The sequence below is a fragment of the Vibrio algicola genome (assembly GCF_009601765.2).
Classification (GTDB): Bacteria; Pseudomonadota; Gammaproteobacteria; order Enterobacterales; family Vibrionaceae; genus Vibrio; species Vibrio algicola.
On the sequence record NZ_CP045699.1, the window covers coordinates 101605 to 122826 of the forward strand.

Below are 21222 nucleotides of genomic sequence, written 5' to 3' on the forward strand. Positions count from 1 at the left end.
TTTACATCGGTATTGAATTATTTGCGTAATAATATCTCTTCAACTTGATGGCCGACGCCTTTACGTAAAATTAATTGAGCGCGACCTTTAGTTGGCAGTATGTTTTGTTCCAAATTTACGCCATTAATGGTTTGCCAAATACTCTGCGCTTTCGTAATAGATTGAGCTTCAGTGAGCTCGGTATAATGGCTAAAATAAGAACCAGGTTTAGTGAATGCCCCTTGTCGTAACTTCATAAAACGGGAAATATACCAGTCTTCAATTGTTTTGCTCTCGGCATCGACATAGATAGAAAAATCGAGAAAATCCGAAATAAACATCTTTAAATGAGCGTCTGGATAGTCATGACTACTTTGTAAGACATTCAAGCCTTCAATGATCAGTACATCTGGCTGATCCACCACTTTGACTTCATCGGTAATATTATAAGTGATATGAGAATAAACCGGCGCTTCGACATTGCGTTTACCTGCCTTCACATCGTTGAGAAAAGTCACCAAACGCTTGGTGTCATAAGACTCAGGGAAGCCCTTTTTAGTCATTAAATCATGATCAAGTAATGTTTGATTGGGACGTAAAAATCCATCGGTAGTAATTAACTCTACTTTTGGATGGTTTTCCCAGCGAGATAACAACGCTTTAAGCAGGCGAGCTGTAGTGCTTTTACCTACCGCAACACTGCCGGCAATACCAATAATAAACGGTGGCGATTTCTCATCTTTTTCTGAATGGTGAGGGCTAAAGAACTGGTGCAGTACTTGGTTGCGACTTTGACGAGCGGCAACATAAAGATTTAATAAGCGTGACAATGGTAGATAAATTTCAGTAACTTCATCCATCAAAAGATGTTCGTTGATCCCTTGCAGTTCTTTTAAGTCTTCTGATGTGAGTGTCATAGGAACAGAATTCCGCAACTCGGACCACTGCTCTCGGTTATATGACAAATATGGATTCATAATCAGGCTCAAAACAATTAACAAGGATGAGCGAAGATACACTATGCTTGCTTGAATTCAAACTATTGCCATCGTGCTTTTACTGCAAACATTCAGAATGTTGCCGATTTTCTAGACAAATGCGTAATAGAAGGCGGAAAATCGTATTTTTTTGCATTTTACTCTTGCAAGATTTTCGAACATTCAATAGAATTCGCACCACTTGCGCCGACTTAGCTCAGTAGGTAGAGCAACTGACTTGTAATCAGTAGGTCACCAGTTCGACTCCGGTAGTCGGCACCACTTCCTTTTTTAATATCGAAAGTGGCAAGCAAAATAAAATTTGGAGGGGTTCCCGAGTGGCCAAAGGGAGCAGACTGTAAATCTGCCGGCTCCGCCTTCGATGGTTCGAATCCGTCCCCCTCCACCATATTGTTCATGTAGATTCGTCTATATGCGTAATAAATTGCAGTTAAAACTGTACTAAATGACAATGCGTGCGTCGTATAATGGCTATTACCTCAGCCTTCCAAGCTGATGATGCGGGTTCGATTCCCGCCGCACGCTCCAGTTAAAAAGTTTTCGCTGATATAGCTCAGCCCGGTAGAGCGCACCCTTGGTAAGGGTGAGGTCCCCAGTTCGAGTCTGGGTATCAGCACCAGTTTTAATCAAGCAATACTTATATAATTAACAATCATTTTGGTTACGTGGTCTTCATGGCCACCAAATCCGTACCTAGAGGGACTATCCATGTCTAAAGAGAAATTTGAACGTACGAAACCGCACGTAAACGTTGGTACTATCGGCCACGTTGACCACGGTAAAACAACTCTTACTGCTGCTATCTGTACTACACTTGCAAAAGTGTACGGTGGTGTTGCTAAAGATTTCGCATCTATCGATAACGCTCCAGAAGAGCGCGAACGTGGTATCACAATCGCTACTTCTCACGTTGAGTACGATACTCCTGCTCGTCACTACGCACACGTAGATTGCCCAGGACACGCCGATTATGTTAAAAACATGATCACTGGTGCTGCTCAAATGGACGGCGGTATCCTAGTTGTTGCTGCGACTGATGGCCCTATGCCACAAACTCGTGAGCACATCCTACTTGGTCGTCAAGTTGGTATTCCTTTCATCATCGTATTCATGAACAAATGTGACATGGTAGATGACGAAGAACTACTAGAACTAGTAGAAATGGAAGTTCGTGAACTTCTTTGTGAATACGATTACCCAGGTGATGATTTACCAGTAATCCAAGGTTCAGCTCTTGGCGCTCTAAACGGCGAAAAAGAGTGGGAAGACAAAATCGTTGAGCTTGCAGAAGCACTAGATAACTACATCCCAGAACCAGAGCGTGCTGTTGACCAACCGTTCCTACTTCCAATTGAAGATGTTTTCTCAATTCAAGGTCGTGGTACTGTTGTAACAGGTCGTATCGAGCGCGGTATCCTACGCGTAGGTGACGAAGTTGAAATCGTTGGTATCAAAGAAACTACTCTTTCTACTTGTACTGGTGTTGAAATGTTCCGTAAACTGCTTGACGAAGGTCGTGCAGGTGAGAACGTTGGTGCACTTCTACGTGGTACTAAGCGTGATGACGTTGAACGTGGTCAAGTATTGGCAGCTAAAGGTTCAATCAACCCACACACAACTTTTGAATCAGAAGTATACGTACTTTCAAAAGATGAAGGTGGTCGTCATACTCCTTTCTTCAAAGGTTACCGTCCACAGTTCTACTTCCGTACAACGGACGTAACTGGCGACATTCAATTGCCAGAAGGCGTTGAAATGGTAATGCCTGGCGATAATGTACAAATGATCGTAACTCTAATCGCACCAATCGCGATGGACGAAGGTCTACGTTTCGCAATCCGTGAAGGTGGCCGTACAGTTGGTGCTGGTGTTGTAGCGAAAGTTATCGCTTAATGCATTAAAGTTTACGTTAAATACGAATTGTATTTGACTAACGGCTATCAAAAAGGGCATCATTTGATGCCCTTTTTCTGCACTGAACAAAAGCTAAGTGAATTTTCACTATTTTTTGTGCCATTCAGTAACGAATATGTATTAGATTTAATATCTAATTTGTTTAGCTCATGGCGTTTATCATGAGGCTAATGAGTTAGCCCTGCCATTGCGGGGTTATTGTCGTTTAAGTAAAACTTGTCACAGGTTTGATTATGAAAGCCAAAGTTGAAACTCACGAGAGCTCAAAAGCGGCAGATGCTTTTAAGTGGTTAATCACTTTTGCACTGTTAGCTACTGCGGTAGTGGGTAATCACCTATATGGTGATATGTCTGTTGCTATCCGCGCAGCAGTTGTTGTTCTTTTGCTGGCCGCCGCTTTAGGTGTTGCTGCATTAACAACAAAAGGTAAAGCTACGGTTGTATTTGCTCGCGAAGCAAAACTTGAAGTTCGCAAAGTTGTTTGGCCTTCTCGCCAAGAAACAATGCAAACTACATTTATCGTATTAGCTGTAAGTATTGTAATGGCTCTATTGCTTTGGGGTATCGACGGCATCATGGTGCGTCTGATAGCTCTCGCAACTGGAGTGTAAGGGGTTTTAAATGAGTGAAGCACCAAAAAAACGCTGGTATGTCGTTCAAGCCTTTTCAGGATTTGAAGGTCGTGTAGCACAATCGCTTCGTGAGCATATCAAAATGCATGCGATGGAAGAGTTCTTTGGCGACGTCTTAGTGCCAACCGAAGAAGTGGTTGAAATGCGCGCCGGTCAACGTCGTAAAAGTGAACGTAAATTCTTCCCAGGCTATGTCTTAGTACAAATGCTGATGAATGACGAGTCATGGCACTTAGTGCGTAGCATTCCACGTGTTATGGGCTTTATTGGTGGCACCTCAGATCGTCCTGCTCCTATTACGGATAAAGAGGCAGATGCCATCTTAAACCGTCTAGAGAAGGCGAGTGAAGCTCCAAGACCGAAGACCTTGTTTGAAGCGGGTGAAGTGGTTCGAGTTACTGAAGGCCCATTTGCTGACTTCAACGGTACTGTTGAGCAAGTCGATTACGAAAAGAGCCGCATTAAAGTGTCTGTTTCGATCTTCGGCCGCGCCACACCGGTTGAACTAGAATTCAGTCAGGTTGAAAAAGCTGACTAAATAACTCTCATATTATGAGGGAGAGGGTTTTGTTTAAATAACAAACAAAGCGCTTGTATAAGGTTCGAAATTTAACTATAATTTCGCGCCTTTTTGTGGGTTTGTGCCCATAAAAAGTTTTCATATAAATCGGGGAGCTAACCATTAAGTTAGCGATTGTACCCAAAATTTAGGAATTATCATGGCTAAGAAAGTAGAAGCTTATATCAAACTGCAAGTTGCAGCTGGTATGGCTAACCCAAGTCCACCGGTTGGTCCTGCACTAGGTCAACATGGTGTAAACATCATGGAATTCTGTAAAGCGTTTAACGCAAAAACAGAATCTGTTGAGAAAGGTCTTCCAATCCCAGTTGTTATCTCTGTATACAACGACCGTTCTTTCACATTTGTAACTAAGACTCCACCTGCTGCTGTTCTTCTTAAGAAAGCTGCTGGCGTTAAGTCTGGTTCTGGTCGTCCAAACACTGAGAAAGTTGGTACTGTTACTGAGGCTCAGCTGCAAGAGATTGCTGAAACTAAAGCTGCAGATATGACTGGCGCTGACATCGAAGCGATGAAGCGTTCTATCGCGGGTACTGCTCGTTCAATGGGCCTAGTGGTAGAGGGATAAGATCATGGCAAAACTTACTAAGCGTATGCGCACTATTCGTGAAAAAATCGAAGTGACTAAAGAATACGAAATCAACGAAGCTGTTGCTCTTCTAAAAGAATTAGCGACTGCTAAATTCGTAGAAAGTGTTGACGTTGCTGTTAACCTTGGCATCGATGCTCGTAAATCTGACCAAAACGTTCGTGGCGCAACTGTACTTCCACATGGTACAGGCCGTGACATCCGCGTAGCCGTTTTCACCCAAGGTGCAAACGCTGAAGCCGCTAAAGCAGCTGGCGCAGATATCGTTGGTATGGAAGATCTAGCTGAGCTAGTTAAGAAAGGCGAAATGAACTTTGACGTTGTTGTTGCTTCTCCAGATGCAATGCGCGTTGTTGGTCAACTTGGTACTATCTTAGGTCCACGCGGTCTAATGCCAAACCCTAAAGTTGGTACTGTAACTCCTAACGTTGCTGAAGCAGTTAAAAATGCTAAAGCGGGTCAGGTTCGTTACCGTAACGACAAAAATGGCATCATTCACACTACTATTGGTAAAGCAACTTTTGACGCGAAACAACTACAAGAGAACCTTGAGTCTCTTCTAGTCGCTCTTAAGAAAGCCAAACCTTCTTCAGCGAAAGGTACTTTCCTGAAGAAAGTGAGCATCTCTACTACTATGGGTGCTGGTGTAACGGTTGATCAAGCAAGCTTAGATACTAAAGCTAGCTAATTAATTTGCTTAGGCGCTAAAATTGTGTATAATTTTGCGCCTAATTGAAATGGTTGGAGTGTTGCTTATTTTGTCGACTTCTTTTTAGAATAAGACAGAGCAAATGATGCTTCCATCCAAGACCGTAGGTGATTCAGTCATTTTATATGAATGAAACTTAATTAATACCTACGTAGATGGTGCCCGAACTGATGGTCGTACTTCTTTATTGAAGTATTCATTTGGGAATGCACCAAAAGAACACTCAGAAATGTTTTTTTGAGTGGTGTAACTACAACCAGGAGTAAATCCAAATGGCTTTAAATCTTCAAGACAAACAAGCAATTGTTGCTGAAGTTAACGAAGCAGCCAGTGGTGCACTTTCTGCAGTTGTTGCTGACTCTCGTGGCGTTGCTGTTGGCGCAATGACTTCTCTACGTAAACAAGCTCGCGAAGCGGGTGTTTACATGAAAGTTGTTCGTAACACACTAGCTCGTCGTGCTGTAGTTGGTACAGACTACGAATGTCTTCAAGACGTATTCGTTGGTCCTACTTTGATCGGCTTCTCTAACGAGCACCCAGGTGCTGCTGCGCGTCTTTTTAAAGACTTCGCAAAAGAGAATAAGCAATTTGAGATCAAAGCTGCTGCATTCGAAGGCACTATTACTGATGCTGATCTACTAGCGACACTACCTACTTACGACGAAGCTATCGCACGCCTAATGATGTGCATGAAAGAAGCTTCTGCTGGCAAGTTGGTACGTACTATCGCTGCTGTTCGTGATCAAAAAGAAGAAGCTGCGGCATAAGCCTAGTTTTATTTTGATTACCATATAAACTTATTGTTAACTTTAAAAGAGAATTGTTATGTCTATTACTAACGAGCAAATCCTAGACGCAGTTGCAGAAATGTCTGTAATGCAAGTTGTTGAGCTTATCGAAGCTATGGAAGAAAAATTCGGCGTTTCAGCTGCTGCAGCTGTTGTTGCTGGTGGCGCTGCTGCAGGTGATTCTGCAGAAGAGCAAACTGAATTTGACGTGATCCTAACTGCTGTTGGCGGAAACAAGGTTTCTGTAATCAAAGCAGTACGTGGCGCTACAGGTCTTGGCCTGAAAGAAGCTAAAGGTCTAGTTGACGCAGCTCCTGCTCCACTAAAAGAAGCTGTTTCTAAAGAAGAAGCTGAAGCTCTTAAAGCAACTCTAGAAGAAGCTGGTGCTTCTGTTGAAGTTAAATAATTTTTATTTAATTTCTTAGCCGCAAGGCTAATGGCTGGTGGTTTATTAACCACCGGCCTTTTTGCGCTGTAGGGTTTAGGTTAATTTTCCCGCTGTTTAATCGCCTAAGTCTAAGCAAAAAACACTTCTAAGGTTCGGCTGAAATGATTTTTCAGGTGAGGTTAGGGTGTCACTACAAAAAACAGTGTTGTTAGTCACTGTCCCCGTGTTACCAATGTAATTGGTTGCAACGTGTTATGGGCAGTTCGGGTCACTTATCAGCTAGCTGAGGAACCCCATGGTTTACTCTTACACCGAGAAAAAGCGCATCCGTAAGGACTTTGGACAACGTCCACAAGTTTTGGACGTACCATACTTGCTATCAATGCAGCTTGATTCATTTGACAAGTTCATTGAGCAAGATCCTGAAGGTCAATATGGTCTGGAAGCTGCCTTCCGTTCTGTTTTTCCAATTCAGAGCTACAACGGCAATTCTGAACTGCAATACGTTAGCTACCGTCTTGGTGAGCCAGTATTTGACGTTAAAGAATGTCAAGTTCGAGGCATCACTTATTCGAAGCCACTACGCGTAAAATTACGTTTAGTTGTTTTTGATAAGGAAGCACCAGCAGGTACCGTAAAAGACATCAAAGAACAAGAAGTCTACATGGGCGAAATTCCGCTTATGACAGACAATGGTACCTTCGTAATCAATGGTACTGAGAGGGTTATCGTATCCCAGTTGCACCGAAGCCCAGGCGTGTTCTTCGACAGCGATAAAGGTAAAACTCACTCATCAGGAAAAGTGCTTTATAACGCACGTGTTATTCCTTACCGTGGTTCATGGTTAGATTTTGAGTTTGATCCAAAAGATAACTTATACGTTCGTATTGACCGTCGTCGTAAATTACCGGCGTCTATCATTTTACGTGCGTTACACAAAACCACTGAAGAGATCTTAGATATCTTCTTCGAAAAAGTGCGTTTTGAAGTAAAAGAACAAGCTCTATTAATGGAGTTAGTTCCTGATCGCCTACGTGGTGAGACCGCTTCTTTCGATATCGAAGCAAACGGTACAGTTTACGTAGAAGCAGGTCGTCGTGTTACTGCTCGTCATATTCGTAACCTAGAAAAAGATGGCGTGGAATTCATTGAAGTTCCAGTTGAATACATCGTAGGTAAAGTGGCTTCTAAAGATTATATCGATGAAGCGACTGGCGAAATTATCGTTGCAGCAAACCAAGAAATTTCTTTAGAAGCATTGGCAACTCTGTCTCAAGCTGGCTACAAGCAACTTGAAGTATTGTTTACCAATGATCTAGACCATGGCCCATTCATGTCTGACACCTTACGTGTCGACAGCACCACCGATCGCATTTCTGCACTAGTAGAAATCTATCGCATGATGCGCCCTGGCGAGCCACCAACCAAAGAAGCTGCTGAATCATTATTCAATAGCTTGTTCTTTGCTGTAGAGCGTTATGACTTATCGACGGTTGGTCGTATGAAGTTTAACAGCTCAATTGATCGTCCAGATGCTCAAGAACAAAGTATTCTTGATGAAACTGACATCATTGCAGTAATGAAGAAACTGATCGGTATTCGTAACGGTCAAGGTGAAGTCGATGATATCGATCACCTTGGAAACCGTCGTATCCGTTCTGTTGGTGAAATGGCAGAAAACCAATTCCGTGTTGGTCTAGTCCGTGTTGAACGTGCAGTGAAAGAACGTCTAAGTCTTGGTGATTTAGATGCGATCATGCCACAAGATCTTATCAATGCTAAGCCGATATCGGCGGCAGTGAAAGAGTTCTTCGGCTCATCACAGCTTTCTCAATTTATGGATCAGAACAACCCGTTGTCAGAAGTGACGCACAAACGTCGTATTTCTGCATTAGGTCCTGGTGGTTTGACGCGTGAGCGCGCTGGTTTTGAAGTACGTGATGTTCACGTAACTCACTACGGTCGTTTATGTCCAATCGAAACACCAGAAGGTCCAAACATCGGTCTAATCAACTCATTGTCAGCGTTTGCTCGTTGTAATGAATATGGTTTCCTAGAAACGCCTTACCGTCGCGTTGTTGATGGTGTTGTGACTGAAGATGTGGATTACCTATCAGCGATTGAAGAAGGTCAGTTTGTTATCGCTCAGGCGAATGCACACTTGACTGAAGACAGTCACTTTGCTGAAGAGTTGATCACAGCTCGTCAAAAAGGTGAATCTGGTCTACACCCACGTGATCATGTTAATTACATGGACGTGGCAACAAACCAAGTTGTATCTATCGCCGCTTCGCTTATCCCGTTCCTAGAACACGATGATGCGAACCGTGCATTGATGGGTGCCAACATGCAACGTCAAGCGGTTCCAACTCTACGCGCTGATAAGCCGTTAGTTGGTACTGGTATTGAGCGTAATGTAGCGGTCGATTCAGGTGTGACAGCAGTTGCTAAACGTGGTGGTACAATCCAGTCCGTTGATGCATCTCGTATCGTACTTAAAGTTAACGAAGAAGAGTTAGTACCTGGCGAAGCTGGTATCGACATCTACAACTTAACTAAGTACACCCGTTCGAACCAAAACACATGTATTAACCAACGCCCGACCGTGCTACCTGGTGAACCAGTATCACGTGGTGATGTTATTGCCGATGGTCCTTCAACCGACCTTGGTGAACTTGCGCTTGGCCAAAACATGCGTATCGCATTTATGCCTTGGAATGGTTACAACTTCGAAGATTCAATCTTAGTCTCTGAGCGAGTTGTTCAAGAAGACCGTTTCACCACGATCCACATCCAAGAGCTTTCTTGTGTGGCGCGTGATACCAAACTTGGCAGCGAAGAAATTACCGCTGATATTCCAAACGTAGGTGAGTCTGCTCTGTCTAAACTAGACGAGTCAGGTATCGTTTACATTGGTGCTGAAGTGAAGGGTGGCGACATCTTAGTGGGTAAAGTAACCCCTAAAGGTGAAACTCAACTGACGCCTGAAGAGAAGCTTTTACGAGCTATCTTTGGTGAAAAAGCATCAGATGTTAAAGATACGTCTCTACGCGTACCTAACTCTGTATCAGGTACGATCATCGATGTTCAAGTCTTTACTCGCGATGGCGTAGAAAAAGACAAGCGTGCACTTGAAATTGAACAAATGCAGCTGAAAGAAGCGAAGAAAGATTTGACTGAAGAGTTCCAAATCTTAGAAGGCGGCCTATTGGCACGTGTTCGTTCACTTCTTCTATCTGGCGGTTTCTCTGAAGCTCGTCTAGATGCGATTGATCGTAAGCAATGGTTAGTACAAACATTAGAAGATGATGCACTTCAATCTCAACTTGAGCAGCTTGCTGAGCAATGGGATGAAATCAAAGCTGATTTTGATAAAAAGTTTGAAACCAAACGTCGTAAAATCACACAAGGTGATGATCTTGCTCCGGGTGTACAGAAAATTGTTAAGGTTTACCTTGCAGTTAAACGTCGCATTCAACCGGGTGACAAGATGGCGGGTCGTCATGGTAACAAGGGTGTTATCTCTAAGATTAACCCTGTTGAAGACATGCCTTACGATAATAAAGGTCAACCGGTTGATATCGTGCTAAACCCACTGGGTGTACCGTCACGTATGAACATCGGTCAGATCCTAGAAGTTCACTTAGGTCTGGCTGCGAAAGGCATCGGTGACAAGATCAACCAAATGGTTAAAGAGCAGCAAGAACTGCATAAGTTCCGCGAGTTCTTACAGAAGGTTTATGATCTAGGTGATACTCGTCAAGACGTCGATATTGCTGAATTGTCTGATGATGAAGTTCGCACACTAGTTAAAAACTTACGTGGTGGTCTACCGATCGCTACTCCAGTTTTTGACGGTGCAAATGAAACATCAATTAAAGAACTGCTAGCACTTGCAGACCTTCCAACTTCAGGTCAATTGGAGTTGTTTGATGGTCGTACTGGTGACCAGTTTGAGCGTCCTGTAACCGTGGGTTACATGTACATGCTGAAACTGAACCACTTGGTCGACGACAAGATGCACGCACGTTCTACTGGTTCGTACAGCCTAGTAACTCAGCAACCACTTGGTGGTAAAGCTCAGTTCGGTGGCCAGCGTTTCGGTGAGATGGAAGTATGGGCACTAGAAGCATACGGTGCCGCTTACACCTTGCAAGAAATGCTAACGGTTAAGTCTGATGATGTGAATGGTCGTACTAAGATGTATAAAAACATCGTAGATGGCGATCACAGCATGGACCCTGGAATGCCGGAATCATTCAACGTATTGTTGAAAGAAATTCGCTCTCTAGGTATTAACATCGAACTAGAAGACAAAGAGTAATTATTATTTGCAGTCAAAAGGCTGCAAGTAATATAGCACCTTGGATTAACCCGGTAGAAAAGAGGCGTTCAACCGAGCGCCTCTTAACTCCTTACAGGAGCTGATTGTGAAAGATTTACTGAACTTTCTAAAAGCACAGCATAAGACCGAAGAATTTGATGCAATCAAAATCGGTCTAGCTTCTCCAGACATGATTCGTTCATGGTCTTTCGGTGAAGTTAAAAAGCCAGAAACTATTAACTATCGTACGTTCAAACCAGAGCGCGACGGTTTATTCTGTGCTCGTATTTTTGGCCCAGTAAAAGACTACGAATGTCTTTGTGGCAAATACAAACGATTGAAGCACCGTGGTGTTATCTGTGAGAAGTGTGGCGTAGAAGTTACACAAACTAAAGTTCGTCGTGACCGCATGGGCCACATCGAATTAGCTTCTCCAGTAGCGCACATCTGGTTCCTTAAATCACTACCATCTCGTATCGGCCTATTAATGGATATTCCGCTACGTGACATCGAACGTGTTCTTTACTTCGAAATGTATGTAGTGACTGAACCTGGCATGACTGATCTTGAAAAAGGTCAAATGCTAACGGAAGAAGAATATCTAGACCGCTTAGAAGAGTGGGGCGACGAGTTTACAGCTAAAATGGGCGCTGAAGCGATCAAAGATCTGCTACACACCATGGATATGAACGCAGAAGTTGAAATGATGCGTGAAGAGCTAGAAACCACTAACTCTGAAACTAAGCGTAAAAAACTGACTAAGCGTCTGAAGCTGGTTGAAGCATTTATCCAATCAGGTAATAACCCTGAGTGGATGATCTTAACTGTACTTCCAGTATTGCCGCCAGATCTACGTCCTCTAGTACCACTAGATGGCGGTCGTTTTGCGACTTCAGATCTGAACGACTTATACCGTCGCGTGATCAACCGTAATAACCGTTTGAAACGTCTTCTAGACTTATCCGCTCCAGACATCATCGTACGTAACGAAAAGCGTATGTTGCAAGAGTCTGTTGATGCGCTTCTAGATAACGGTCGTCGCGGTCGTGCGATCACAGGTTCTAACAAGCGTCCTCTTAAATCTTTGGCTGATATGATCAAAGGTAAGCAAGGTCGTTTCCGTCAGAACTTACTTGGTAAACGTGTAGATTACTCTGGCCGTTCTGTAATCACAGTAGGTCCATACCTTCGTTTACACCAGTGTGGTCTTCCTAAGAAGATGGCACTAGAACTATTTAAACCATTTATCTACAGCAAGTTAGAATCGCGTGGCATGGCTACAACGATTAAAGCGGCTAAGAAAATGGTTGAGCGCGAAGAGCCGATCGTTTGGGATATCCTAGACGAAGTTATCCGCGAACACCCAGTTCTACTTAACCGTGCACCAACACTTCACCGTCTTGGTATTCAAGCATTCGAACCTGTACTTATCGAAGGTAAAGCGATTCAGCTTCACCCACTAGTGTGTGCGGCATATAACGCCGACTTCGATGGTGACCAAATGGCGGTACACGTACCGTTAACATTGGAAGCGCAGCTTGAAGCACGTACGTTAATGATGTCAACCAACAACATCCTTTCACCAGCATCTGGTGATCCAATCATCGTACCTTCTCAGGACGTTGTATTGGGTCTTTACTACATGACTCGTGACAAGATCAATGTTAAAGGTGAAGGTATGTACCTTGCTGGCCCTGCAGAGGCTGAAAAGGCATACCGTACTAAGACTGCTGAGCTACATGCTCGCGTTAAAGTACGTATCACTGAAACCGTGGTTGATGAAGATGGTAACAGCACAACAAATACAGCAATGCGTGAAACCACTGTTGGTCGTGCAATGCTTTGGCAGATCGTACCAAAAGGCCTTCCTTTTGAAATCGTGAACCAAAAATTAGGTAAGAAGCAAATTTCTGTCCTATTGAATGAGTGTTACCGTAAGCTTGGTCTAAAAGATACCGTAATCTTTGCTGACCAAATCATGTACACAGGTTTTGCATACGCTGCACTTTCTGGTGTTTCTGTTGGTATCAACGATATGGTTGTACCGGCTGCTAAATACACTGAAATTTCAGCTGCTGAAGAAGAAGTACGTGAAATCCAAGAACAATTCCAGTCAGGTCTTGTTACTGCGGGTGAGCGCTACAACAAAGTTATCGATATCTGGGCGTCTACCAACGACCGCGTTGCAAAAGCAATGATGGATAACCTTTCTTTTGAAACCGTAGTTAACCGTGATGGCGTAGAAGAACAACAAGAATCGTTTAACAGCATCTACATGATGGCTGACTCCGGTGCTCGTGGTTCTGCAGCGCAGATTCGTCAGTTAGCCGGTATGCGTGGTCTGATGGCGCGTCCAGATGGTTCAATCATCGAAACGCCGATCACTGCAAACTTTAAAGAAGGTCTAAACGTACTTCAGTACTTCATCTCAACTCACGGTGCTCGTAAAGGTTTGGCCGATACCGCACTGAAAACAGCGAACTCGGGTTACCTGACTCGTCGTTTAGTAGATGTTGCACAAGACGTTGTGGTTACCGAACCAGATTGTGGCACTTTCGCGGGTATCGACATGATGCCTCACATCGAAGGTGGTGACGTTAAAGTTGCACTGACAGAGCTTGCGCTTGGTCGTGTGGTAGCAGAAGACGTAATCAAGCCTGGTAGCAGTGAAGTTCTTGTTCCGCGCAACACTTTGATTGATGAGAAGTGGTGTCAAATTCTGGAAGAGAACTCTGTTGACAGCATGCGTGTACGTTCAGTCGTAACCTGTGAAGCTGACTTCGGTTGTTGTGCCAACTGTTACGGTCGTGACCTAGCACGTGGTCACCTAGTAAACCAAGGTGAAGCAGTCGGCGTTATCGCTGCTCAGTCTATCGGTGAACCTGGTACACAGCTAACCATGCGTACGTTCCACATCGGTGGTGCAGCATCAACGGCAGCAGCAGAAAACAGCATTCAAGCGAAAACAACCGGTACTGTGAAACTTCACAATGCTAAGTTTGTTATCAATAAAGATAAGAAACTGGTTATCACTTCTCGTGCATCTGAGATGACGATTATTGATGAGTTTGGCCGTACTAAAGAGAAGCACAAACTTCCTTACGGTTCTATGCTAAGCAAAGGCGATAACGAAGCGGTAACAGTGGGCGACATCGTTGCTAACTGGGAAGCGCACACCATGCCAATCATCACTGAAGTGGCAGGTCGTATCCAATTTGTTGACATGATTGATGGTGTAACCATTTCTCGCCAAACTGATGACCTAACTGGCCTATCTTCAAGTGAAGTAGTAGACCCAGCACAGCGTTCAACAGCGGGTAAAGATATGCGTCCAGCCATTAAACTGGTTGATGCACAAGGTAACGATGTGATGATCCCTGGTACTGATATGCCAGCGAACTACTTCTTACCGGGTAAAGCTATCGTAAACATCGAAGATGGCGCTGAAGTTGGCATTGGTGACACATTATCTCGTATCCCTCAAAAATCGAGCGGAAACAAAGATATCACCGGTGGTCTTCCTCGCGTAGCTGACTTGTTTGAAGCACGTAAACCAAAAGAGCCTGCGATCCTTGCTGAGCACACAGGTACTGTGTCGTTTGGTAAAGAAACCAAAGGTAAGCGTCGTCTATTGATCACTCGCGAAGGCGGTGACGTTTATGAAGAAATGATTCATAAACATCGTCAGCTGAACGTATTTGAAGGTGAAAAAGTAGAACGTGGTGACGTTATCTCTGATGGTCCTGAGACTCCGCATGACATCCTACGTTTACGTGGTATTCACGCTGTAACTCAGTACATTGCTAACGAAGTTCAAGAAGTTTACCGCTTACAAGGCGTTAAGATTAACGATAAGCACATTGAGACTATCGTTCGTCAAATGCTACGTAAGTGTACAATCACCCATTCTGGTGATTCTGAATTCCTTGCAGGCGAGCAAGTTGAATTCGCACAAGTAACCATTGCTAACCGTAAATTAGAAGCGGAAGGTAAAGAGCTTGTACGTTTTGAACGTGACTTACTCGGTATTACTAAAGCGTCTCTAGCAACTGAGTCGTTCATCTCGGCAGCATCGTTCCAAGAAACGACGCGCGTACTTACTGAAGCTGCGGTTTCTGGTAAGCGTGATGAGCTACGTGGCTTGAAAGAGAACGTAATTGTAGGTCGTCTGATCCCAGCGGGTACAGGTTATGCTTACCATCAAGAGCGTCAGAAAGAACTCGCAGGCCAAGAACAAGGTCCTTCTGCTGAGCAAGCTACTGACAATCTAGCAGCACTTCTTAATGCAGGATTCTCTGAAGAGTAAAATCTAACGAGTATTTTCATTATTGAATGACAGCGTATTAAAGGCACCTTCGGGTGCCTTTTTGTTTATCTGTGATAAATCCTGTTATTGCGCCGACCCATTTTAATCACCAAACCATCCCGTTAGTGTTATATGCAGGCTTGCTTGCCTCGATTGTGGCACCTTGGTGTTGGATGATGGGCATTGAGCATTTAGGGGTAGACAAAGCGGCGATATTTATGAATTTAATGCCCGCGGTAACCGCCATTTTAGCCAGTTTTATTTTGCATGAGAAACTGACATTATTTCATTATATTGGAATGGGGTTAATTATTGGCGGCGTGATCTTGGCACAGAAAAGTCGCAGCAGTAAGCCAATGGTTGCGGAGATCCCACAAAAATAAACCCGTTATTTATCGCCAACCATGTGGCTGGCGATAAATGATAGCTGTCATATTATATCAGCAGTGAAATGAAGGTTTGCTTATGCCCCTGGCGGGATCTCTAAGCTTTCAGCAATCATTTGGATCAATTGATCTTCTAAGCCAAACCGCTCTTCCATTACTTCGCCAATAACCGATAAGTCCAGATCAAAATCTTCGAGCTCATCTTCAGCAGATACATCGGCATATTTATCGGTGTAGTTAAGCAGTGGCTCTGTGGTTTTAACAATATCAAAATAAGTACGATCGATTTCTTCGGTTGGTGAAAAACCAGTGGAGTGCCATTTAGCCATCACCATATCGTAAATTTTAAAGTGCCCTTCAGAAATGTAATCCACCACTTGTTGGCAGAAGGTTTGTAGTTCGTCAGGAGAAGGTAGCTTAGTCAGGGCCGTTTTATTGGAATTGGGTTTTAACGCCGCAAGCTTACAATATTCAACAATCAAAACCTGTCGTGTTTCAAGCCAATGATCGATAACGTCACTAGAGCCACCAAACTGGGCTTGAGTTTGTTTTAATTTATTTAGCATGGCGATATCCTCATTATTGCTATCACGATATCAAGGTGAATAGCGTCTCTACACGGTAGAGAATCCTTTTTTATAGTGTATACCATAATGTTGTAAGTGATTGTCCAATACCTCGGATAACCACTGGTATCAAATTAGATTGCCAGTAAAATGGGGTAACTTCAAGCAATGAGAGAAGCGGATGTTAAATAAATATCAAAAAGTCTACTGGTGTATCGTTGATGGTAGCGAAATACATTTTCCGACTCAAAATTTGCCATATTGTACTGCTGAAGAGTTAGCGATTCCGTTAGAACAGGCGATTTCTATTGGTACTTATCTCAATAAGCCATGCTATTGGGTCAACGCCAGCGAGCTTGATGCGGTATTGGAAATGACGCCATTACGAGAACTCCTGCCGCAACCTGAAGCGTTATTTCTTATTGCTAGTCGTGCAGTACAGTTTGGCCATATGTATGCCAGTCAGCGGTTTTGCTCTTATTGTGGTGGCCGAAACCATCTTAATCATAATCAAATTGCAATGCAGTGCAGCGATTGCCGCACCTTACATTATCCACGTATTTTCCCATCGATTATTGTCGCCATCCAAAAAGACAATCAGATCCTACTGGCGAACCATGCGCGACACAAAGGAGGCATGTACACTGTGATTGCCGGATTTGTTGAGGTTGGTGAAACCTTAGAGCAATGTGTGGCGCGTGAGATCAAAGAAGAAACTGGCATCGAAGTAAAGAATATTCGTTATTTTGGCAGCCAGCCATGGGCGTTTCCATCGAGTATGATGATGGCATTTTTAGCCGATCATGCTAGCGGCGAAATTAAAGTCGATAAAACAGAACTGGCAGCAGCGGATTGGTTTGATAAGCAATCCCTACCGCCAATTGCGCCCAAAGGAACGATTGCTCGCGCCTTGATTGAACATGTTTTAGAGTGTGATATAACGGAACAGAAATAGCGCTAGAAGAATAAAAGACAAAAAAAACCTCCGGGGGCGCCGGAGGGATAAGTAAGATGTCGTTATGGTGCTGATCATCATAGGATCGAGCTAGTTATGATTTTCCATTAGCAAGGTGAATTGCTAATCAACAAATTATTAACAATTAAACCGGCGTAAGCAAACAGAGCCTGCATTTAATGTTGCAGAATATGATCTCTATTGCAAACCAATAGCAAAATGTGCGCTAGGTAATGGTAGAATATTGCCTTTCAATTTAGGGAAAGAAGAAATGACTGAATTAAAAAATGATCGCTATTTAAGAGCTTTAATGAAAGAGCCTGTCGATCACACCCCAGTATGGATGATGCGCCAAGCGGGTCGTTATTTACCAGAATATCGTCAGACTCGTGGGGTCGCGGGTGATTTTATGTCACTGTGCAAAAACGCTGAATTAGCGTCTGAAGTGACATTACAGCCATTGAAACGTTTTCCATTAGATGCCGCTATTTTATTTTCAGACATCCTAACCATTCCTGATGCAATGGGTTTAGGCTTGTACTTTGAAGCGGGTGAGGGGCCAAAATTTGAACGCCCAATTACCTGTAAAGCCGATGTCGATAAAATTGGCTTGCCAGATCCTGAAGGCGAACTGCAATACGTGATGAATGCAGTGCGTCAAATTCGTAAAGATCTGCAAGGTGAAGTGCCACTGATTGGTTTTTCTGGCAGCCCGTGGACACTTGCTACCTACATGGTTGAAGGCGGCAGTTCAAAAGCTTTCACTAAGATTAAGAAAATGATGTATGCCGATCCAAGTATCTTGCATGCTTTATTAGATAAATTAGCCGATAGCGTAGTCGAGTATCTTAATGCTCAAATCAAAGCTGGCGCGCAATCGGTGATGGTGTTTGATACATGGGGTGGGGTATTAACGCCGCGTGATTACCAAGAATTCTCGTTGCAATATATGCACAAAATCGTCGATGGTTTGATCCGTGAAAACGATGGACGCCGTGTACCCGTGACGCTATTTACCAAAAATGGCGGTATGTGGCTTGAGAAAATCGCCGCCACAGGTTGTGATGCCATTGGTCTTGATTGGACCATTAATATTGCCGATGCAGTCGAGCGCGTAGGTGATAAAGTGGCACTGCAAGGTAATATGGATCCTTCTATTTTATATGCGCAACCAGAGCGTATTCGTCAAGAAGTGGCGTCTATTTTAGCCGGCTTTGGTGATGCGGGTACGGGCCACGTGTTTAACTTAGGTCATGGTATCCATCTTGATGTACCGCCTGAAAATGCCGGTGTGTTTGTCGATGCCGTGCATGAGTTATCTAAGCCGTATCATAAGTAATCGCCTTACTTAAAGCTTGATTGAATAACCGCAAAGCGTAGCCATTGAGCTGCGCTTTTTTGTGCGGTATAAAAAGCACGCTATTACAGCGGGATATATTGCTATCCATATTGCTGTGGAGAAAAGTATTAAAGAACATGGATGTTCTTTTTTAAGTGCCCATGGATGGTTTAAACGCCTTTTCGTAATCAGCAATATTGGTTAGCAAGTAGTTAGAAGATATATTATCAGATCGGATGAGTTGCGCTTTTATGTTATTGGCATAGAATGAACCTTTGATATTCACTCTGTGGATGAATTGAATTTTAAGCTCAAGTTTCATTGGCTTGTACTGACAACGATATGGACATTAATCGAAACATGAGAGTGGATGACAAGTGAACAAATCACCTTTTTATACTTCTATTTTATCTATTCTGCTATTGGTCGCGCCGCATGCACAGGCTGAAGATGTGTCATTTTATCAAGCTTGGAAAGCAGTGTTGACCAACAATGATAGCTTGGCAGCAGAACGAGCCAGTGTTGAGCAAGCACAATATAAGCAAGATGCCAGTGGTGCGATGAATCTGCCGAGCATAACCTTAAGCGCTAATTACACCCGTTTGGATGATGATGTTGATGTTTCGCCTTCCGATCTGGCCGACAGCACCTCGCTTGGTTCGAGCGCATTAACTAAAGCGTTTGATGGCATGCTGACTTCAACTTTGATGGATAAAGATGTCTTCACCAGTTCGATCCGTGCGATTTGGCCTATCTTTACCGGTGGTCGTATTTCGGCGGCGCAAGATATTGCAGCAGGACAAAAAGACGAAGCTAAGTACATGTTGCAGATGAAGCAGCAAGCTAAGTTTGAGGACCTATCAAAATACTATTTTGGTGTGGTATTGGCACAGCAAGTACTGGCCACTCGCAAAGAAGTCGAAAAAGGCTTGCAACAACATTTCGATCACGCCAAAAAAATGGAACAACAAGGGCAAATTGCCAGAGTGCAACGGCTACAAGCAGAAGTGGCGTACGACAAAGCGAAAGTTGAAACTAAAAAGGCTCAACGCGATGTTGAGATCGCCCAAATGGCGTTAACCCATTTATTAAAAGCCAATGCGTTGGCTCAGCCTTCCACTAAGCTATTTACCAATCAAAGCTTGCCTCCAATGCAGGCGTTTCTTGATAAAACGCTGAGTGAATATCCGGGTTTAAGCATTCTTGATGCCAAAGAAAAACAAGCCGATGGTCTTGCCGATGTCGAAAAAGGCAAATACTACCCAGAAGTGTATGTGTACGGTAATTATAAGCTGTATAGCGACGATACTTTAGTGGGCAATGCTTCGCCCGATTGGTTGGTGGGTGTGGGGGTGAGTATTCCTTTAGTTGATACCTCTGGTCGTTCCGACAAAGTCAGCGCCGCTCACATGGCTAAAAAACAAGTTGGGTACTTGCGCGCACAAGCCAAGCAGGATTTATCGTTGCTGGTGGAAAAAACCTATCGCGAAGCCAATCAATCATTAGAAGAATACAACGGGTTGGCTTCTAGCGTGTCAATGGCGCAAGAGAACATCCGTTTGCAAAAGAAGGCGTTTAGCCAAGGACTGTCGACATCGCTTGATGTGGTCGATGCGGAAATGTATCTCAATAGCATTAAAACCCAACGTTCTGCGGCGGCTTATCAATATGTGCTGTCGCTCTCTCGCTTACTGGCGGTGAGTGGTGAAATGGACAGTTTTAATCAGTATCAACAATATAAAGGATTAGAGGCGCAATAATGAATAGCTTCCTAAGTTCAACCAAATCAAAAGTGATGGCCGTCTTAGTCTTGGTTATTGTGGTGTGGATAGCGCTCACCTTTTGGCAAGCCTACCAACCGAAACAAGAGCGATTTCAAGGTCAGATTGAGGCGCAACAATATCTTATTTCGTCTAAAGTGCCGGGGCGTGTCGATCAAGTGTTGGTGAAAAAAGGCGACCAAGTGCAGTCGGGCCAGATGATTTTCACCATTTTAAGCCCAGAGATAGAAGCAAAGCTTGAGCAAGCCAAAGCCGGACGAGCCGCCGCCGGAGCGATATCAGCTCAGGCCGAAAAAGGCGCACGTAGCCAAGAAATATCCGCCGCGAAAGATCAATGGAATAAAGCCAAAGCAGCAGCGAACTTGATGGGGAAAACCTATCAACGCGTCAATAATTTGTATCAAGACGGGGTAGTTGCCGAGCAAAAACGCGACGAAACCTTAACCCAATGGCAAGCGGCGCGTTATACCGAACGTGCGGCGAATCAAATGTATCAAATGGCGCAAGAAGGGGCGCGAGTGGAAACCAAACGCGCCGCCAAAGAACAAGAGCGCATGGCCGCAGGCGCCGTGGCAGAAGTGGAAGCCTATGTTGCCGACACTAAAATTGAGAGCTGGCATAACGGAGAGGTGACCGACATTTTATTGCACTCCGGCGAGTTAGCTCCGCAAGGCTTCCCTGTGGTCACTATTGTCGATATGAAGGATGCGTGGGCGGTGTTCCATGTGCGTGAAGATAAACTAAAAGATTTTAAACAAGGGGCGGAATTTACAGTCACAATCCCAGCACTTGGCACACAAGGTTATCAATTTAAAGTCTCGCATGTGTCTGTGATGGGTGACTTTGCCACTTGGCGCACCACCGATGCCAATCAAGGCTTTGATATGCGTACTTTTGAAATTGAGGCACGTCCAGTCAAACCAATCAAAGATCTGAGAGTGGGTATGAGTGTGCTACTTGACCCAGATGCACAATAATTGTCAGCATC

Annotated in this window: 16 protein-coding genes and 4 tRNA genes; 18 read left to right on the forward strand and 2 right to left on the reverse strand. The window is 43.9% G+C overall.

Annotated features, from left to right (window positions below; genetic code table 11):
* Positions 1–17: 17 nt before the first annotated feature.
* On the reverse strand, positions 18–956 hold the full coding sequence (gene coaA / locus GFB47_RS00470) for a type I pantothenate kinase (protein ID WP_153445643.1): 939 nt from the start codon (positions 954–956) through the stop codon (positions 18–20).
* Between the two features lie 206 nt (positions 957–1162).
* Between coaA and GFB47_RS00475 the strand changes: the two genes are divergently transcribed.
* From GFB47_RS00475 to GFB47_RS00540, 14 genes are all read left to right on the forward strand, one after another.
* A tRNA-Thr gene (locus tag GFB47_RS00475) sits at positions 1163–1238 on the forward strand.
* A 42-nt stretch (positions 1239–1280) separates the two neighbouring features.
* A tRNA-Tyr gene (locus tag GFB47_RS00480) sits at positions 1281–1365 on the forward strand.
* A 65-nt stretch (positions 1366–1430) separates the two neighbouring features.
* A tRNA-Gly gene (locus tag GFB47_RS00485) sits at positions 1431–1505 on the forward strand.
* Positions 1506–1519: 14 nt separating this feature from the next.
* A tRNA-Thr gene (locus GFB47_RS00490) sits at positions 1520–1596 on the forward strand.
* Positions 1597–1685: 89 nt separating this feature from the next.
* Positions 1686–2870, forward strand: a complete 1185-nt coding sequence (gene tuf, locus GFB47_RS00495) for an elongation factor Tu (protein WP_153445645.1) — start codon at positions 1686–1688, stop codon at positions 2868–2870.
* 254 nt (positions 2871–3124) lie between these two features.
* Positions 3125–3502 (forward strand): preprotein translocase subunit SecE, encoded by a 378-nt coding sequence (gene secE, locus GFB47_RS00500; RefSeq protein WP_153445647.1) that lies wholly within the window; start codon positions 3125–3127, stop codon positions 3500–3502.
* Between the two features lie 10 nt (positions 3503–3512).
* The gene (gene nusG / locus GFB47_RS00505) at positions 3513–4061 is read left to right on the forward strand and encodes a transcription termination/antitermination protein NusG (protein ID WP_153445649.1); all 549 of its coding nucleotides are present in this window, start codon (positions 3513–3515) and stop codon (positions 4059–4061) included.
* 181 nt (positions 4062–4242) lie between these two features.
* Positions 4243–4671 carry a 50S ribosomal protein L11 gene (gene rplK / locus GFB47_RS00510; protein WP_153445651.1) on the forward strand — a complete coding sequence of 143 codons (429 nt, stop codon included), beginning with the start codon at positions 4243–4245 and terminating at the stop codon, positions 4669–4671.
* Between the two features lie 4 nt (positions 4672–4675).
* Entirely contained in the window at positions 4676–5380 is a 705-nt protein-coding gene (gene rplA / locus GFB47_RS00515; protein ID WP_153445653.1) for a 50S ribosomal protein L1, read from the forward strand.
* A 293-nt stretch (positions 5381–5673) separates the two neighbouring features.
* On the forward strand, positions 5674–6168 hold the full coding sequence (gene rplJ, locus GFB47_RS00520; protein WP_153445655.1) for a 50S ribosomal protein L10: 495 nt from the start codon (positions 5674–5676) through the stop codon (positions 6166–6168).
* A gap of 58 nt (positions 6169–6226) precedes the next feature.
* Entirely contained in the window at positions 6227–6595 is a 369-nt protein-coding gene (gene rplL, locus GFB47_RS00525; protein ID WP_153445656.1) for a 50S ribosomal protein L7/L12, read from the forward strand.
* A gap of 277 nt (positions 6596–6872) precedes the next feature.
* On the forward strand, positions 6873–10901 hold the full coding sequence (rpoB, locus tag GFB47_RS00530; RefSeq protein ID WP_153445658.1) for a DNA-directed RNA polymerase subunit beta: 4029 nt from the start codon (positions 6873–6875) through the stop codon (positions 10899–10901).
* A 106-nt stretch (positions 10902–11007) separates the two neighbouring features.
* Positions 11008–15207, forward strand: a complete 4200-nt coding sequence (gene rpoC / locus GFB47_RS00535) for a DNA-directed RNA polymerase subunit beta' (RefSeq protein WP_153445660.1) — start codon at positions 11008–11010, stop codon at positions 15205–15207.
* Positions 15208–15260: 53 nt separating this feature from the next.
* The gene (locus GFB47_RS00540) at positions 15261–15590 is read left to right on the forward strand and encodes a DMT family transporter (RefSeq protein ID WP_153445662.1); all 330 of its coding nucleotides are present in this window, start codon (positions 15261–15263) and stop codon (positions 15588–15590) included.
* A gap of 80 nt (positions 15591–15670) precedes the next feature.
* Here the strand turns inward: GFB47_RS00540 and rsd are convergent, their stop codons facing one another.
* Complete coding sequence (rsd, locus tag GFB47_RS00545) at positions 15671–16159, reverse strand: sigma D regulator (RefSeq protein ID WP_153445664.1); 489 nt, start codon at positions 16157–16159, stop codon at positions 15671–15673.
* 181 nt (positions 16160–16340) lie between these two features.
* Here rsd and nudC point away from each other — a divergent pair, with 181 nt between their 5' ends.
* The 4 genes from nudC to GFB47_RS00565 all read left to right on the forward strand — a co-directional run bounded on the left by nudC (position 16341) and on the right by GFB47_RS00565 (position 21211).
* Complete coding sequence (gene nudC, locus GFB47_RS00550; RefSeq protein ID WP_153445665.1) at positions 16341–17114, forward strand: NAD(+) diphosphatase; 774 nt, start codon at positions 16341–16343, stop codon at positions 17112–17114.
* Positions 17115–17385: 271 nt separating this feature from the next.
* Positions 17386–18453, forward strand: a complete 1068-nt coding sequence (gene hemE / locus GFB47_RS00555) for a uroporphyrinogen decarboxylase (protein ID WP_153445667.1) — start codon at positions 17386–17388, stop codon at positions 18451–18453.
* 377 nt (positions 18454–18830) lie between these two features.
* A complete protein-coding gene (locus GFB47_RS00560) occupies positions 18831–20213 on the forward strand; it encodes a TolC family protein (protein ID WP_153445669.1) in 1383 nt (460 codons plus the stop codon).
* Positions 20213–21211: an HlyD family secretion protein gene (locus GFB47_RS00565; RefSeq protein WP_153445671.1), complete on the forward strand. Its 999-nt coding sequence runs from the start codon at positions 20213–20215 to the stop codon at positions 21209–21211. The genes GFB47_RS00560 and GFB47_RS00565 overlap by 1 nt, the downstream gene beginning before the upstream one ends.
* Positions 21212–21222 lie beyond the last annotated feature (11 nt).